Raw genomic sequence first — 17,369 nt, forward strand, 5'->3', positions numbered from 1 at the left:
TAGTTGCTATCTCTTACTTTTGTTAATATCTTGGCTACTAGTTAAAAAGGTTTTAAATTTATGGAACAAACTTGTTTCTTAGATGGTCTATTATGTGTACGTATAAAAACAGGTTTTCAAATAGGATACAGTGTATTGAATTTACTACTTGTTTTCAGTATTGAAAATTTGAAAGGAATGATGATTTTGAAAAACAAGAGGATGTTAAAAATAGGTTTATGTGTTGGTATATTAGGTTTAAGTCTTACAAGCCTAGAAGCTTTTACAGGAGGGGCATTGCAAGTTGAAGCGAAAGAAAAGACCGGACCAGTTAAACATAAAAATCATGCGACGTTTAAAGAATTCTCTCAACTTGAGAAAAAATTTGATGCTCGATTAGGTGTATATGCTATTGATACTGGTACAAATCGAACAATTGCTTATCGACCTAACGAAAGATTTGCCTTTGCATCAACCTACAAGGCATTAGCGGCAGGAGTATTGCTACAGCAAAACTCAACTGAGAAATTAAATGAAGTTATCACTTATACGAAAGACGACTTGGTGGAATATTCACCCGTTACAGAGAAACATGTAGATACAGGCATGAAACTTGGGGAAATTGCAGAGGCGGCTGTTCGTTCCAGTGATAATACCGCCGGGAACATTTTATTTAATAAAATAGGCGGACCTAAAGGATATGAAAAAGCACTTAGACAGATGGGTGATCGGGTTACTATGGCTGATCGCTTTGAGCCGGAGTTAAACGAGGCTACTCCAGGAGACATTCGTGACACTAGTACAGCGAAAGCCATTGCTACCAATCTTAAGGCTTTTACGGTCGGAAATGCACTTCCAACTGATAAACGTAAAATTTTCACAGAGTGGATGAAAGGAAATGCTACAGGAGACAAACTTATTCGTGCAGGCGTACCAACTGACTGGGTAGTTGGAGATAAATCAGGAGCTGGAAGTTATGGGACACGAAATGATATTGCTATCGTTTGGCCACCGAACAGGGCACCTATTATCATTGCAATCTTATCTAGTAAAGATGAGAAAGAAGCTACCTATGATAATAAATTAATTGCAGATGCAGCTGAAGTTATAGTTAAGGCTCTTAAATGATAATTTCTCAATTCTTTATGTAATGTAATTGAAAATAGGAACCTAGAAAGCGATTCTTTTTACTGTGAAAAGAATCGCTTTTTTGTATTCCTATAATGAATAGTAAGTATATAAGCGAAAATTATTATTTCATGGACAATTTATCCCCTAAAGTGCATGAGGGGAATTTTCTCCTGTGGTGTTCGTAGCAATATGATTATTATGTATACGATAATAATATTTTGGAGTAGTTAAGCTAGATACTCCTATATGGATATGTAATTTTACATATCCATATAAAAGACACATATGTGTTAATCACTATTAAATTATATTGAAATCATTTTTAAGTAAGGGATTCATATAGATTTAAGGGAATCAAAGAATTTTTATGTTTAATTATCATAGTATAATTATTTCACTTTATGAAATGAAATTTGTATTTAACTTTTTTAAATATAATATTTTTAAATTCGAATAATAAATATCTGAAAAATTAAATTTAATCAATGTGATTTTCAGGTTTACTTATGAAAAACATAGTGTTTAAAATGAGGGGGAAGTAAGGTCCTTATATTCTATCAAAAATAAATAAAAAACGAGATACGATTACTCTATCGAAACAATTTCTATCCTCAAGTGTGTGTGATGAAATCCTAACGTTAGGTTGTACAAAATTTACGATTAAAACTGTAAAAAACAATAGTGAAGAGGTGTACGGAATGAAGAATAAAATTATGACAGGATTTTTAATAACATCAATCGTTACTGGAGCGACTATTCCTATCAATACTCTCGCAATGCCAATCGTTCAGGCAGAAACGAAACAAGATAATATAGATATTTCCTCAGCATTACGAAAAATAGGTGCACACTCCAAATTAACACAAACCTATATAGATGGAGCCTTAGCAAGTCCGAATGTGCAACTTGAAGAAGTTCCATCTTTAAATACAACTCAATTTCTAATTAAACAAGATATGAAAGAGTGGTCATCAGAACTATATCCAAAATTAATTCTACTAAATTCAAAAAGTAAAGGATTTGCAACCAAATTTAATAGCTATTATCCAACATTAAAAGGATTTGTAGATAATAAGGAAGATAAAGAAGGGTTTATAGATAGACTGGAAGTTCTTCAAGATATGACTATAACAAACAAAGAAAACGTGCAACGTCAGATTAATGAGTTAACAGATCTTAAACTACAGGTAGATAAGAAACTGAAAAATCTTGATACAGATGTGGTAAAAGCACAGAGTGTACTTAGTTCAGAGGGAACAGGAAAAATAGACAAGTTAAAAAATGAAATGCTAAATACAAAAAAATCAATTCAAAATGATTTAGAGCAAATAGCATTATTACCAGGAGCTTTAAATGAACAAGGGCTAAAGGTATTCCAAGAGATTTATAGCCTATCAAAAGATATCATTGAACCGGCTGCTCAAACAGCGGTAGTAGCGTATAACAAAGGAAAAGAAATAAATAATACTATTGTAGAAGCAGAGAAGAAAGCAGAGCAGGAAGCAACAGAAAAGGGAAAATCAGCTATAGAAATTGAAGCTGCCAAAAAAGAAGCACGTGAAGCGATAGAGAAAAGTAAAAAAGGTGAAATTGCTGCAGCTGCAGTTACAAAAACGAAAGAGTATGATCTTATGAAGGTGATTGATCCTGAAAAAATTAAAAAAACATATAGTACCTTTGCCGAAATTAATAAACTAACAGCAGAGCAAAGAGTATATTTAAATGATTTAGAGAAACAAAATCAGAAATTATATGACTTAACAACTAAATTAACAGTAGCAGATTTACAAAAATCAATGATTCTTTTCATGCAAAATGATTTGCATACATTTGCTAATCAAGTAGATGGAGAAATTGAGCTAATGAAACGTTATAAAGAGGATTTGAATCTAATAAATAATAGTATTAAAAAATTATTGACTGAAGTTGATACTAGTAACACTCAGTCTCAAAAAGATACATTAAGACGACTAAAAAATGTAACAAATCAACTCGAAGAACAAGTTCATAGATTTTAATATTAAGAATTTAGGATTAATAAAAAGATAATAACTCAATTGAAAATAAGGAGGAGAATCAAATAATGAAATTTCCATTTAAGGTCATAACTTTGGCCACTTTAGCAACGGTTATAACTGCTACGAATGGTAGTACTATTCACGCACTTGCACAAGAACAGACAGCACAAGAACAGAAAATAGAAAATTATGCGTTAGGACCTGAAGGGTTAAAGAAAGTGTTGGCTAAAACAGGCTCTCATATTCTTGTAATGGATTTGTACGCAAAAACAATGATTAAGCAACCGAATGTAAATTTATCCAACATTGATTTAGGCTCAGGAGGGGGAGAATTAATCAAAAACATTCACCTGAATCAGGAACTGTCACGAATCAATGCAAATTACTGGCTAGATACAGCGAAGCCAAACATTCAAAAGACAGCACGTAATATTGTAAATTATGATGAACAATTTCAAAATTATTACGACACACTAGTAGATACTGTAAAAAAGAAAGATAAGGCGGGCCTCAAAGAAGGAATAGGGGATTTAATCGGTACAATTCATACAAATTCAAATGAAGTTACGGAAATTATTAAGATGTTAGAAGCTTTCAAAACAAAGTTGTATACAAATACTGTAGATTTTAAAAATAATGTTGGAGGTCCAGATGGACAAGGGGGATTAACGGCTATATTAGCGGGAAAACAAGCACTAGTCCCACAACTTCAGGCCGAAATTGAGAATTTACGTTCTACGCAGAAAGCACATTTTGATAATGTATTAGCCTGGTCAATTGGTGGTGGATTAGGAGCAGCTATTTTAGTTATTGGAACGATTGCAGGAGCGGTAGTAATTGTTGTGACCGGTGGCACAGCGACACCAGTTGTTGTTGGTGGTCTAACAGCTCTAGGGGCAGCTGGTATCGGTTTAGGAACAGCAGCTGGTGTTGAGGCATCTAATCATATGAACTCCTATAATGAAATTTCGAATAAAATTGGAGAATTAAGTATGAAAGCTGATTTAGCTAACCAAGCAGTTATTTCACTTACTAATACAAAAGACACTTTAACATATTTGTATCAAACAGTTGATCAAGCAATTATGTCTCTAACAAGTATTCAGCAACAATGGAATACGATGGGAGCGAATTATAAAGATCTATATGATAATATCGACCAAATGCAAGAACATAAACTTTCTTTAATACCTGATGATTTAAAGGCTGCAAAACAAAGTTGGAATGATATTCATAAGGATGCAGAATTCATTTCAAAAGACATTGCTTTTAAACAAGAAAAAACAAATTAAAAATCAATATATATGTATAGGAGGAATTGAAATGAATAAAAACTTTCCTTATAAACTACTTGCTGTATCGACGTTTTTAACTCTGACAACAACTACTGTAGTTTCTCCAGTGGCAGCCTTCGCAAGTGAAAGTAAAATGGAACAAACTAGTACCGAAGATATATCTCTTTCTGTAAACAGCGAAAAGATGAAAAAAGCTTTGCAAGATGCTGGGGTATTTGCAAAATCCATGAATGATTACTCTTATTTGTTAATTAAAAACCCAGATGTTAACTTTGAAGGGATTGACATTAAAGGATATACAAATCTACCTAGTCAAATTCTACAAGATCAAAAGAATGCAAGAGAGCATGCTACTAAATGGGATACGCACATAAAAAGACAACTTTTAGATACGTTGACGGGTATTGTGGAGTATGATACCAAGTTTGACAATTATTACGATACACTAGTAGAAGCCATTGATGAAGGAGATGGAGATACATTAAAAGAAGGAATTACAGATTTACAAGAAGAGATTCAACAAAACCAAGCGTATACACAGAATTTAATACAAGAATTAGCTAAGTTAAGAGATAGTATTGGAGAAGATGTCCGAGCATTTGCAGGTCATAAAGATATTTTGCATTCGATTCTGAAAAACCAGGCATCTGGAATTGATGAAGATGAAAAGCGCCTAAATGAAGTTTTAGAGCAAGTAAGACATTTTAAACAAGTAGAATCAGATGGAATAATAACTGTATCAATTCCCTCAATTCCTACGTGGATTGCTGGTGGTGTAATGATAGGGGTAGCAAGAAATAATTTAGGTACGTTAGAGTCGTTGTTAGCACAATTACGTCAGACTATAGATTATAAAGTAACATTAAATCGTGTAGTCGGTGTTGCGTATAATAACATTAATGAAATGCACAATGCAATTGGGTCGGCTATTAATGCTCTTACTTATATGTCTGCACAATGGCATGATTTAGATTCTCAATATTCAGGAGTACTTAGTCATATTGACAAAGCGTCCCAAAAAGCGGATCAAAATAAATTCAAATTCCTAAAACCTAATTTGAATGCAGCGAAAGATAGTTGGAAAACATTGAGCGCGGATGCGTTTACATTAAAAGAAGGGATAAAAACATTAAAAATGGATCCTGTTTCTTCAAAAAAATAGCGGAATACGGTATTTGTTGCAAGGGCATTTATATAGCTATAAAATGATTTTTTGTTCTTTATAAATTGAAAAGACGGAGGTATAATCAGGCCTCTGTCTTTTATTTTATTGAAATATTTTTATAATTCCATCCTATATGTAGAAAGTAGTTATACAAGTTTGAATTTTTAAGGTGAATGATTTTTATGAATTTTTCCGCAAAACCTAATCTATGATTAGTGAGCTTTATATTCTTATTTTCCTAATTGAATACTTTTATACAATTAGATGGAAGTTAACAATACTAAATCAAAACATAATAGGTTGTTATTGATGAGTTTATCGCAAAGTTGTTATTTTATGTGTCATCAAATAACATTTATAAACAATTAGAAATAAAGAAAAGGAGATTGTTATGAGAAAAAATAGAGTATTAGATACAACATAAATAGCGTAAATGATTTTCGGTGTAAAAATATAATAAATAAAATAATAATCCTTACATGCACTAAGGAAAAATGAGGGAGATAATATGGGGAATAATTCAAAATATAAAACTAGAAAAATACTTGCAGCTACTGCTACAGTAACTATGCTTACGACTGGAATGGTTTCTTCATCAGATGTCTTTGCAGAGGAAACAAAGCAGCAAAAAAAAATATCGACATCACTGCAAGAAGAAAAGTCAGTTAAATCAGAAAATAGAACATATACAGTCCCAGGAAAAGGGGATGTTGAGGTACTAAAACAACAGGAAAGAAAAAGTATGGCATTTAGTCCATATGAACCAACTGGTTTATATGCAAAACCAAATGAACAAATAACGATTAATGTAGAAGGAAATCAAGATATTCAAGCATACATTGGAACGTATTCGTATGATGCTTCTTGGAGAGAAGATTCTAAAATAAAATCATTTACATTAAAACCGGGGATAAACACAATCCAATCTCCAAATGGAGGGATGATTTATTTTTATAATAAACAACAAGGTGGTACCATTCGAACAACAGTCACAACAGGTGGAACGACTACTCCTTTTTTTGAACTAGGAAAGCATACGAAACAAGATTTAATAAACATGCTGGACCAATATCCCAATGCACATGCAGTGGAGTTAAAAGGAGAACGTATATTAATTACGGCCAGCCCTGCACGTGTTAAGAAATATTTGTTAGGTTCTAATACAGATCCTGTACAACTCTTAAAAAAGATGGATGAAGCTACTCGAATTCAAGACAAAGTAGCTGGTTTATCCGAGGAACAAGTAGATAAACATTATATTCATTACGTAGAAGAAAATCATTCTCCCGATTATTATATGTATGCAACTTCTTATCGAACCGCATATGTAGGAGATGCAATCCAATACGTGTTAGATATTAATAAATTTATAAAAGATGGCTGGGGTCCTTGGCATGAGGCAGGGCATTTGAGACAGCAATCACCTTGGAAGTTTTATAATATGACAGAAGTACAAAATAATATTTACAGCCTTTCTGTAGAAAAAGCATTTACATCTAATCAATCTTTTAGATTGCAACAGGAGGGCGCTTATACTAAGGCATTTCAATACTTAGAACAACCTAATAAAAATTATGACGAAGTTAGTGATGTTTTTGTTAAGCTTGTTATGCTTTGGCAACTACAGTTAGCATATGGAGAGGACTTCTATCCTAAATTGCATCAATTGTATAGAGACATGTCTTCAAGTGAACTTCCACAAACTGATGAAAATAAAAAACAATTATTTATGATTTCGGCATCAAAAGTAGCCAAACAAAATTTGATACCTTTCTTTGAGAAGTGGGGATTGCGTCCAAATAACGATACCATTCAAAAAGTGGCTGCATTAGGATATCCAATTTTAACAGCAGAGATTTGGAAGGGTACGGATTCTAATCCAATTAAACCAGATGTGCCTAATGAAAATAATATTTTAGAAGGAAGCCAATTTGCATGGTCACTAAAAGGGATTAGTGATTTCGAATTTGCTAAAATCAATTTCAATAAGTCGACAGAAGAAATGAAAATTGACTTAAAAGCAGGCGTACCGCATCATTATTTTAATGAAACATATGCGAGTATTAAAGTACAAAATGCATCAGGAAAAGTAGTATACAATAAAGACATCTATGGAAACAAACAACAAAATGCTGAATCGCAAAAAGTTCCAGTTAAAGTAGGAGATTATATTGAGTTAACACATCTAGAAGGTGTGCATAGAGCTACTTTCACAAATGTAGATAACAGTAAACAAGAAAGCTTTGGAAAAAAAGCAATGTACGAAGTTACAAAAGAAGGCTTGAAGAAAGTAGAAAAAATGCCAGAAGCAACAATTTTAGATGGAAATCAATTTGGCTGGTCACTAAAAGGAATTAGTGATTTCGAGTTTGCTAAAATCAATTTCAATAAGTCGGCAGAAGAAATGCAAGTGGACTTAAAAGCAGGTGTACCGCATCATTATTTTAATGAAACATATGCGAGTATTAAAGTACAAAATGCATCAGGAAAAGTAGTATACAATAAAGACATCTATGGAAACAAACAACAAAATGCTGAATCGCAAAAAGTTCCAGTTAAAGTAGGGGATTATATTGAGTTAACACATCTAGAAGGTGTGCATAGAGCTACTTTCACAAATGTAGATAATAGTAAACAAGAAAGCTTTGGAAAAAAAGCAATGTACGAAGTTACAAAAGAAGGTTTGAAGAAAGTAGAAAAAATGCCAGAAACAACGGTTTTAGACGGAAATCAATTTGGTTGGTCTTTAAAAGGATATAGTGATAGAGAAATTGCAAAAGTAAATTATAATAGGGTAACAGAGAAAATACAGGTGAATTTAGAAGCAGGCGTACCACATTCTTATTTTAATAATACGTATGCAAGTATTAAAGTACAGAATTCATCCGGTAGTGTTGTGTACAATAAGGAAATAGTGGGAAATAGACAGCAAACTGCTGAAAGACAAACTGTGCTAGTCAAAGTGGGAGATTATATCGAGTTTACCCATATAGAAGGGGAAGCAGTAAAGGAAAAGACACGGGCTACACTTATTAACCTTGAGAATAGTAAACAGGAATATATAGGTAAAAAAAGAACCTATCAAGTTACTTCTACGGGATTATTAATAAAATAGATTAAAAGATGTCTAAAGAACATAAGTTTTATAGACATCTTTTTTGTCTATAAAAAATATATAACTATGTATTATAAAGATAAAACTAAAAAATCTATGAAGTAACGGAATCTAGCTCACAGCAAATGTAGAGAAGAGAAGAAAGGTTATGGAGAAATATGATCAAGCTTTTTGGAAAACAGATCGTCTTATTTTGAGAAGGTTTAGTATTAATGACACTAAATAATTTCATTTCTATCGTCCTAATACAGAAGTAGCTAAATTTCAGTCATGGGATAATTATCAATATCATGAAGAAAAAACGTTTGTAAATGAACAAATTAATAATAATCCTAATTAACCAGGTACTTGGTTCCAGTTCGCAATTGCTTTGGCTGAGAATAACAAAATGCTTGGAGATTGTGCGCTTCACACGCTTTTAAGTGAGCCTCATATCGTAGAAAGCGGATTTATTCTTTCTCCAGAATATCAGGGAAATGGCTATGCAACTGAGGCTATTTGTACTTTATTACATTACCTATTTCATTCATCAATAATAAAATAGGTGTTGTTACCATAACTGGTTCTGGAGTAAATCTGCGCAAGGGACCCGGGACGGCTTATGAAGTAATTCGTAAACTAAATAAAAATGAATCATATTCTGTATATAAGGAACAAAATGGATGGTTAAGTATTGATGATGATCAATGGGTATATTATGATCCGAGTTATATCCTTTTTACTAAAAATAAATAGTTACTAAATGACTCGTGTAAAACAGAAAGCATTCTTGTTAGCAAGAATGCTTTCTACTTTTTTATATTTAAATTTCAAATATTGCGAGAGATTTATATAAGGAAATTTATAAATCATTTCATTTGTATAAATCTTGTTTGAAATAAAATACAGTGAGCCACTCGCCATTTAGCAATGCTTAAAGTGGAAGCTTCTCAGTTTCACGACGAAAGCAATCATTCATCTCCGACCTACCGTTGGGCTAGCGCCCTTCACACGCTTGAGGAAGGGGCATTCTTTCGGCACATTTGTTAAAGAACTCTTATTTCTTTTGTAATTCCTGTTTTAAATCTTGCGAAATCTGTTGAACACTTTCTATATCAGGTTGTGCATAGTAGATAGCATCTATAAATTTATCATCACATTTAATCTGCATTTTGTTAATGTTAGGTGAGTGGTCCATCATAGTTTTAGCAATAGAAAACATATCAGTTGTGGATAAATTGGTAGACATATGTGGACTAACTTCATCTAGTATACTATTCAACTTGCTTAATGAGTTCATGGTTAATATCTTTTTTCCAATCGCCTCTATAACTAATAACTGCCGTTGTCCACGCATAAAATCATTATCAATATGGCGTGTCCTAGTCAAGGCAAGGGCCTGTTCGCCATTTAGGTGCTGATATCCTTTTTCCAAATGAATAGCATCAGCTTGGTCTTGGCTATCCTGTTCTGTAAATGTGACGGGAACATCTACATCAATTCCTCCAATTGTATCAATAAGATTTAAGAATGAATCAAAATTAAATTTAATATAATAATCAACAGGAATATCCAAAAACTTTTCAACAGTATCGATTGTACTATCTATACCACCAAATGCATGTGCATGTGCAATTTTATCTTCTTTTGCTTTTATTGGTATATAGACTCGAGTATCACGTGGAATACTTAATAAATTTATTGCTGCAGTCTCTTTATTAATCGTAGCAACCATTAATGCATCTGACCTTGCGTTTTTTCCATATTCTCCTTCTCGTGTTTCACTATTATCCTCTCCCATGATTAAGATAGAGATATTATCTTTTAAAGGGGATATTTTATGTTCTCTTTTCATAGATTTGCGTCCTCTTTCAAGCTCACGATATGTTTTATCACTAAAATTATAAAATTGAGAGTATATATACGTTCCTCCCAATAGGAAAATAAAAAATAAAGTACCCAAAATAACTTTTATTTTATTTTGATAGATCCAATTTTTTTTCATGGAGATTCACCCTTCCTTTTTGTACTATATTCACATGAAATAGGCCTCTACTCATATGAGTAAAGGCCTATTCCAAGACAAACAAACCTTGTTAGGAAAAAGCTAAACAAGTCGTTTTATCATAAAGGTCCCCCTCATTGAGTTTTAGCACTGTACAGCATAGGTTTAAAACCAGCTACATTAAGAAGGGCCTTAATTCGACCGTTCCTGTTGACCCATTGGCGTCTCTCGACATTTTTGGGTAGCAGCGTTTCTCTATACAGGAGCCTCACCTAACAGAGACATATTTTATTTGCACTAATAAGCAAATTATATGTTGTGTTTTTATCTAATGTGAAAATAATGAGTTTAAAATTCATCCCTTTTCAAGATACAGGTTATATCGAAATTGAGAGGAAATCAAGTTGAAATTTTTGTTATCTATCGGACTTTTTTTGTTTTTTGAAATTTTTCCAAACAATAATCTTCAATAATAAAGCGTCAGGACACGTGTAATAATAAAAAAATAATTTAATAGTTTATAAAAATCATTGCATAAATTGTAAAGTTTGTTGTATTTATATAAATCATTATACAGATGTTTATCTCTGTGATTTGGGAATGTTATGATATCAAAAAGTGAAGAAATAGGTTTTATTATTACTTGACAAGTTCAAAAATAGTGGATATGCTTTAACACGAAACGAACAAAAAATTTTAAATATTTATAACCTGTTAGGTGAGGCTCCTATACAAACACAGGCTATTGCCCAAAAATATCGAAAGATGCCAATGGGTAGAACAGGAATTGTCGGATTAAGGCTCTTCTTAAGATAGCTAAGTGATGAAAGATTCATCCTTTACGTTGTATAGTGCCAAAACTCAACTAGGGGGAATGAGCTTTATTTAGCTATGTCTTTTTTAAATCAACCTCCTTTAGTTGAATCACTAGGGGAGGTTTTTTATATGCAAAATTTTATTTGTAATAAATCTCTTATAAAAGGAGGGAAAACTAATGATTGATGATATTGATCCCATATTTATTAAGAAATTTGTTTTCCCAGAAGTGGGAAAATGATAACAAGTACCACTGTCCTTAAGGAGGAATTACAATGAAAAAATGTTTACAACAATTATTAACGACAAAAGACATACACTTAGTGCAGGAGCTTATAAAAACTCAATCCTATGACATTGCAATGGAAATGAAAGATTTTCAACATAAAGATCAGATATCTTTAATGAAATGTTTTCCTACTGAAAAAGGTGCAAAAATTCTTAGTTACCTTACACCAGAGGAGCAATATAATATTTGTACCAACTTGCCTGTGGATAAAGGGGGAGAGCTATTAGCAAGGCAATCTATTGATGACCTTGTTGATGTAATTCTTTCAATTCATCCACTTCAGGCTGAAAAGCTGATACAACTTTTGTCTGAAGAATCTCAACAAAGAATTAGAAGTCTGCTGGTTTTTCAACCTGGAACAGCGGGCAGTCTGATGACAATTGACTATATTGCTGCAAGGGAAAATTGGAAAGTGAAAGATACGCTGTCGCATATTAGAAAAATTGGGGCAGGGGTTGAATCAATTTCGTATATTTATGTTCTGGATACGCGTGGTCAGCTTAATGGAATTGTTTCTATTCGTGAATTATTGCTAGCCTCAGATGATAAGACTTTATCGTCAATAATGGCATCAGATGTTACTTCAGTTTCAGTGGACCTAGACCAGCAGGAAGCTGTACAAAAGCTAATGGATTATGATTTATCTGCTATACCTGTAACAACGATGGATAATCGGATGATAGGTATCATAACCTTTGATGATGCAATGGATGTTTTTGAAGAAGAAGCAACTGAAGATATTCAAAAATTAGGGGGGAGCACCCCATTAGATAAGCCATATTTCGAAACCTCTATTTGGCAAATATACCGTAAACGTATAGGTTGGTTATTACTTCTGTTTGTAGCGGAAGCATATACTGGTTCTGTACTTCGACATTATGAAGAAACTTTGACTCATGTAGTTGCACTGGCTTTCTTTATTCCATTGTTAATTGGAACTGGTGGAAATACAGGCACACAGGTCGTAACTACATTGGTTCGTGCTGTAGCCCTAAATGAGGTGAAATTTAAAGATATATTTCGTGTTATGAAAAAAGAAGCATTAGTAGGTATTTTACTTGGGCTTACATTAGCCGTGGCGGCATTAATTCGTGCGTACACTTTAGGCGTAGGTACAGAAGTCGCACAAGTTGTAGCTATAACTGGATTATTCATTGTTATTTGGTCGTCTATTGTTTCATCTGTATTACCTTTAATTCTAAATAAGCTAAAGTTGGATCCAGCTGTTATTTCAGGTCCGTTCATTACGACATTAGTCGATGGGACAGGGTTAATTCTGTACTTTACCATTGCAAGAATGTTACTAGGTTTATAAAAAATTTATATTAGTTTTTATACCTAAGTTTGTTCACGTAAAGTTTGTAGATAAACTTGTTGGAAGCATGAAGAAAGAGAGAATAGAAATGAAAAAAGTATTCAAGTTACTAGATTATTCGTTGGTGTTTTCGCTTATCGTTACAATTATATTTGGAATTTTAATGATGTATAGTGCTAGCTCAATTGTTGCAGTAAAAAATTATGACTATAGTAGTGATTCCTTTTTTCGTTCTCAATTAAATAAACTATTTTTAGGTGTAATAGGGTTAATAATTTGTATTGGACTACCTTTTCATATATGGAAAAAACGCATCGTTTCAGTGTGTATTGTAATTGTAAGTATTGTATTACTATTTTAGTTTTATGGAAAGGGAAAGTTGTTAATAATGCACAATCTTGGATATTTGGAATATAGCCTGCAGAATTTATTAAACTGGGTGTGATTATTGTACTAGCAGGTTTTTTTTCAAAACGTCAAGAGGTACAAAAATCATTTTGGCAAGGCAGTGGCAAAGTTATTTTGTTTTTAATGTTTATGTTCTTTTTGATATACAAACAACCCAATCTAGGTTTTGCATTATTAATTTTAGGAATAGGGGCAAGTATGTTTATATGTTCTGGAATAAACATTATTATTTTAATGAAATGGATAACTGTTACTTCAATTGTTTGGGTACCGACTTTATACTTTCTTTTTAGATTTGGTTTATCTGATGTTCAAATCGCACGTATTACAACGGTGTTCAATCCATTTCTTGATGCAAAAGGGGATGGTTACCAACTTGTAAATTCATTTATTGCCATAGGATCTGGTGGAGTTAGTGGACGTGGGTATGGAAATAGTATTCAAAAGGAAGGCTTTTTACCTGAGCCTCATACTGATTTTATTATGTCAATTGTATCTGAGGAGCTTGGAATTATAGGGGTACTAATCATATTAACTGGTTTATTAACTATAGTAATACGTTCTTTTAAGATTGTTCAAGAGTGTAAAAGTCAATTTGGAAGTCTAATATCAATAGGAATCGGAAGTATGATAGGTCTTCAATCTATTGTTAATTTAGGAGGTGTCACGGGAATTTTCCCCCTTACAGGCACCCCACTTCCATTTATTAGTTTTGGTGGAAGTTCTTTAATGGCTAACTTAATAGCAATGGGACTGTTAATAAATATCTCAATTTTCAATAAAATAAACAGATAATATATTTGCTTTAGGAAACTTATAAATAAAAATTACTTTTTACGGTGAGAATAATACTATTTAAGTACAATTGCACTTCTAAATTTGATTAAAAATTCAGGGTAATTATAAAAATGTAGCTTTAAAATTATATTTTGAAAAAACAGGGGGATTTTATTTAATGGATAGGAGGTTAAGTTATTGCGATCTAATAAAAAAAAATCTTTTTATAATCAGGAAGTACTAGGCAAAAATTATAAAATGCTAAGTGAAATTGCAAAAAGTGATGTTGAGTCGACGTTTGCTTTTTTTAAAACGACGTCTCATGGACTTTCTCAGGAAGAAGCTACTAAGCGGCTTGAAGTATATGGGGAAAATAAAGTGATTTATCAAAAAAGAATAAAATGGTATATAACATTATTTAACTCTTTTAGAAGTCCGTTTATTTCTCTTCTAATCATATTAGGGATGTTATCTTTTCTTACTAATGATATAAAGGGTACTATTATTGTAGGGATTATGGTGGCTGTAAGTGTGTTAATTCGGTTCATACAAGAAATTCGTTCTCAGAAGTCTATAGAAAAATTAAAAAATCTTGTATATGGAAAGGTAACTGCTCTCAGGGGGGGAGATGTTTTATATAAGGAAAATAAGAGGGCGGTATTAGAAGAAAGTGGAAAGGTACAAGTTGCTCTTGAGAATCTTGTACCAGGGGATATTATAGAATTATCTGCCGGGAATATTGTACCTGCAGATGTACGAATCATCTCATCGGAAAATTTACTTGTAAATCAATCATCACTAACAGGGGAAGCATTACCCATTGTTAAAACAAATCAGTATTTCCATATGTACAAAAAACGTAAAATTAGAAAAATCCAAAATTTGATCGAATTGGAAAATCTCTGTTTTATGGGAACTCATATTATAAGTGGTACCGCAAAAGCAATAGTTGTAGGTACTGGAACAGATACTTACTTTGGTTCAATAGCAAAGAATCAGTTTAAACTGAACAAGAAATCTGATTCTAGATTCGATAAAGGGGTAAGCAAAGTTAGCTGGCTATTAATTAAATTTATGATTATCATGACCCCTATTGTTATGATAATACATGGATTTATAAATGGGAATTGGTATGAGGCATTTTTATTCGCTTTAGCTGTAGCGATTGGACTTACTCCAGAGATGCTTCCAATGATTGTGACCGCTAATTTGGCTAAAGGTTCTATTAATATGAGTAAAAAGAAGGTACTTGTAAAACAACTATCTTCTATCCATAATCTTGGAGCTATGGATATTCTCTGTACCGATAAAACAGGCACATTGACAGAAGATAAAATGGACCTGGTATGCCATACAGATACTAATGGAGAGAAGTCGGATGAGGTTTTGAAATTAGCGTATTTAAATGGCTACTTTCATACAGCATATAAAAATGAAATTGATCTATCGGTTATGCGTTATGTAAGAGATAGTAGTGAATATGATATATCTCAATACTCAAAAATAGATGAATGCCCATTTGATTTTAATCGAAGACGAGTTTCAGTTGTTGTAGAAACAAATGCTAACGAACGAATAATGCTATGTAAAGGTGCTGTTAGAGAAGTTATATCAATTTGTAGTTATATAAAAGAAAATAATAAGATAATTCCTATTACAGATGAAATCCAACGTAAAAATAAACACTTAATTGAACTCTGGCAGGAACGGGGGATGCGTGTTGTTGCAGTTGCATATAAGCAGTTAAAGAGTGATAAAGTGGGGAGTTACTCTATTGATGATGAATCAGATATGATACTTGTTGGATATGTTGGTTTTTCAAATCCACCCAAACAATCGGCTATGGCTGCACTTCATACTCTACAAAAGAAAGGGGTACAAGTGAAAATTTTAACTGGTGATAATGAGTCCGTGACAAGAAATGTATGTAGGAAAATGGGCTTGTATATAGGAGAACCAGTACTGGGTTATGAAATTGATAGTCTTCCTGATAAAGCATTAGTAAAACTTGCAAGTAAAACAAGTGTGTTCGCAAAATTAAATCCTAGTCAAAAATTTCGTATTATTAAGGCACTTCAAATGAATGGCCATACAGTTGGATTTATGGGGGATGGAATTAACGATGTGTTTGCTTTAAAACAGTCTGACGTTGGTGTATCTATCCATACAGCAGATGATATCGTTAAAGAGTGTTCAGATATTATACTTATAGAAAAGAATTTACATGTATTAGAAGATGCTATTGTGGAAGGGCGGACAACGTTTGGAAATATACTGAAGTATATTAAGATGACAGCAAGTTCAAATTTTGGAAATGTATTAAGTTTATTAATTGCTAGTGCATTTCTTCCTTTTCTTCCAATGCTACCAATTCAAATATTATGTCAAAACTTACTATATAATCTATCCCAACTTTCAATTCCGTGGGATAAAGTAGACAATGAATTTTTAGTAAAACCAAGAAGTTGGGATACAAAAGATTTATTTCGTTTTATTATTTTTATTGGGCCGGTAAGTAGTGTTTTTGATATAATCATTTTTATCGTAATGTGGAATATATTTGGTGCAAATATTCCTGAAATGCAATCCTTATTTCAAACGGGTTGGTTCGTAGTAGGGTTACTAACACAATTATTAATTGTGCATATGATTCGTACTCAACATATTCCTTTTCTACAAAGTACGGCTGCTAGACCTGTTTTGATACTTACAGGTTTAGTTATGATTATAGGGATTTCCCTTCCATTTACCAAGTTAAGTACCCAAATTGGCTTAACTCCACTTCCGTTGTATTATTTCCCGTGGTTATTTGGAATTCTAACAATATATGCTCTAGTTACTGAAATTATAAAGAAAATATACATCAGGAAGTTTAATCGATGGCTGTGAACTACTCGCCACTTAGCAAAGCTTGAAGTGGGAGCTTCTCAGTTCCACGATGAAAGCAAACTTTCGTCTCCCTGAGCGTTACTTCGGGGTGTTCCATCCCTAGATGTCCAACGCTTGGACGCTCTTTTGGTACGGTTGATATTTTACGCAGGAACCGAATGGCTTGGTTTTCGCACTCTATCTTCTTC

The 17,369-nt window shown here is 32.8% G+C and carries 9 protein-coding genes, 3 pseudogenes and 2 riboswitches; of the genes and pseudogenes, 10 read left to right on the top strand and 2 right to left on the bottom strand.

Going from position 1 to position 17,369, the window contains the following annotated elements; translation table 11 throughout:
* Positions 1 to 180: 180 nt before the first annotated feature.
* On the top strand, positions 181 to 1,107 hold the full coding sequence (bla, locus tag ABH960_RS24240; protein ID WP_404448936.1) for a class A beta-lactamase Bla1: 927 nt from the start codon (positions 181 to 183) through the stop codon (positions 1,105 to 1,107).
* A 7-nt stretch (positions 1,108 to 1,114) separates the two neighbouring features.
* Here the strand turns inward: bla and ABH960_RS24245 are convergent.
* A pseudogene (locus ABH960_RS24245) lies at positions 1,115 to 1,201 on the bottom strand (undecaprenyl-diphosphatase); the annotation flags it as partial.
* A gap of 607 nt (positions 1,202 to 1,808) precedes the next feature.
* Here ABH960_RS24245 and hblC point away from each other — a divergent pair.
* The 6 genes and pseudogenes from hblC (at position 1,809) to ABH960_RS24275 (ending at position 9,438) form a co-directional block, all read left to right on the top strand.
* Positions 1,809 to 3,128 (top strand): hemolysin BL lytic component L2, encoded by a 1,320-nt coding sequence (gene hblC / locus ABH960_RS24250; protein WP_404448887.1) that lies wholly within the window; start codon positions 1,809 to 1,811, stop codon positions 3,126 to 3,128.
* Positions 3,129 to 3,190: 62 nt separating this feature from the next.
* Entirely contained in the window at positions 3,191 to 4,420 is a 1,230-nt protein-coding gene (hblD, locus tag ABH960_RS24255) for a hemolysin BL lytic component L1 (RefSeq protein ID WP_404448938.1), read from the top strand.
* A gap of 31 nt (positions 4,421 to 4,451) precedes the next feature.
* A complete protein-coding gene (gene hblA / locus ABH960_RS24260; protein WP_404448940.1) occupies positions 4,452 to 5,585 on the top strand; it encodes a hemolysin BL binding component B in 1,134 nt (377 codons plus the stop codon).
* A 511-nt stretch (positions 5,586 to 6,096) separates the two neighbouring features.
* Positions 6,097 to 8,703, top strand: coding sequence for a putative mucin/carbohydrate-binding domain-containing protein (locus ABH960_RS24265; protein WP_404448889.1), 2,607 nt, complete (start codon positions 6,097 to 6,099; stop codon positions 8,701 to 8,703).
* 148 nt (positions 8,704 to 8,851) lie between these two features.
* A pseudogene (locus tag ABH960_RS24270) lies at positions 8,852 to 9,232 on the top strand (GNAT family N-acetyltransferase); the annotation flags it as partial.
* Positions 9,202 to 9,438, top strand: a complete 237-nt coding sequence (locus ABH960_RS24275; protein WP_404448891.1) for an SH3 domain-containing protein — start codon at positions 9,202 to 9,204, stop codon at positions 9,436 to 9,438. The pseudogene ABH960_RS24270 and the gene ABH960_RS24275, both read left to right, overlap by 31 nt.
* Before the next feature lie 301 nt (positions 9,439 to 9,739).
* Here ABH960_RS24275 and ABH960_RS24280 read toward each other — a convergent pair whose 3' ends face one another.
* Positions 9,740 to 10,687 carry an LCP family protein gene (locus ABH960_RS24280; RefSeq protein WP_404448892.1) on the bottom strand — a complete coding sequence of 316 codons (948 nt, stop codon included), beginning with the start codon at positions 10,685 to 10,687 and terminating at the stop codon, positions 9,740 to 9,742.
* A 123-nt stretch (positions 10,688 to 10,810) separates the two neighbouring features.
* A riboswitch (M-box (ykoK) riboswitch) is annotated at positions 10,811 to 10,974 on the bottom strand.
* Positions 10,975 to 11,390: 416 nt separating this feature from the next.
* A riboswitch (M-box (ykoK) riboswitch) is annotated at positions 11,391 to 11,567 on the top strand.
* Positions 11,568 to 11,778: 211 nt separating this feature from the next.
* Between ABH960_RS24280 and mgtE the strand changes: the two genes are divergently transcribed.
* The 3 genes and pseudogenes from mgtE to mgtA all read left to right on the top strand — a co-directional run bounded on the left by mgtE (position 11,779) and on the right by mgtA (position 17,181).
* A complete protein-coding gene (mgtE, locus tag ABH960_RS24285) occupies positions 11,779 to 13,107 on the top strand; it encodes a magnesium transporter (protein WP_404448894.1) in 1,329 nt (442 codons plus the stop codon).
* 88 nt (positions 13,108 to 13,195) lie between these two features.
* Positions 13,196 to 14,310, top strand: a pseudogene (locus ABH960_RS24290) (FtsW/RodA/SpoVE family cell cycle protein).
* 240 nt (positions 14,311 to 14,550) lie between these two features.
* Positions 14,551 to 17,181 (top strand): magnesium-translocating P-type ATPase, encoded by a 2,631-nt coding sequence (gene mgtA / locus ABH960_RS24295; RefSeq protein ID WP_404448942.1) that lies wholly within the window; start codon positions 14,551 to 14,553, stop codon positions 17,179 to 17,181.
* The last annotated feature ends 188 nt before the right edge of the window (positions 17,182 to 17,369 follow it).

Origin of the sequence: Bacillus sp. RC252 (assembly GCF_044909215.1) — a bacterium.
Lineage (GTDB): Bacteria > Bacillota > Bacilli > Bacillales > Bacillaceae_G > Bacillus_A > Bacillus_A mycoides.

Excerpts from the sequence above, each read along its gene's own strand:
- bla (WP_404448936.1), top strand. The coding sequence starts at position 181 with ATGATTTTGAAAAACAAGAGGATGTTAAAAATAGGTTTATGTGTTGGT.
- hblC (WP_404448887.1), top strand. The coding sequence starts at position 1,809 with ATGAAGAATAAAATTATGACAGGATTTTTAATAACATCAATCGTTACT.
- hblA (WP_404448940.1), top strand. The coding sequence starts at position 4,452 with ATGAATAAAAACTTTCCTTATAAACTACTTGCTGTATCGACGTTTTTA.
- ABH960_RS24265 (WP_404448889.1), top strand. The coding sequence starts at position 6,097 with ATGGGGAATAATTCAAAATATAAAACTAGAAAAATACTTGCAGCTACT.
- ABH960_RS24280 (WP_404448892.1), bottom strand. The coding sequence starts at position 10,687 with ATGAAAAAAAATTGGATCTATCAAAATAAAATAAAAGTTATTTTGGGT.
- mgtE (WP_404448894.1), top strand. The coding sequence starts at position 11,779 with ATGAAAAAATGTTTACAACAATTATTAACGACAAAAGACATACACTTA.
- mgtA (WP_404448942.1), top strand. The coding sequence starts at position 14,551 with ATGCTAAGTGAAATTGCAAAAAGTGATGTTGAGTCGACGTTTGCTTTT.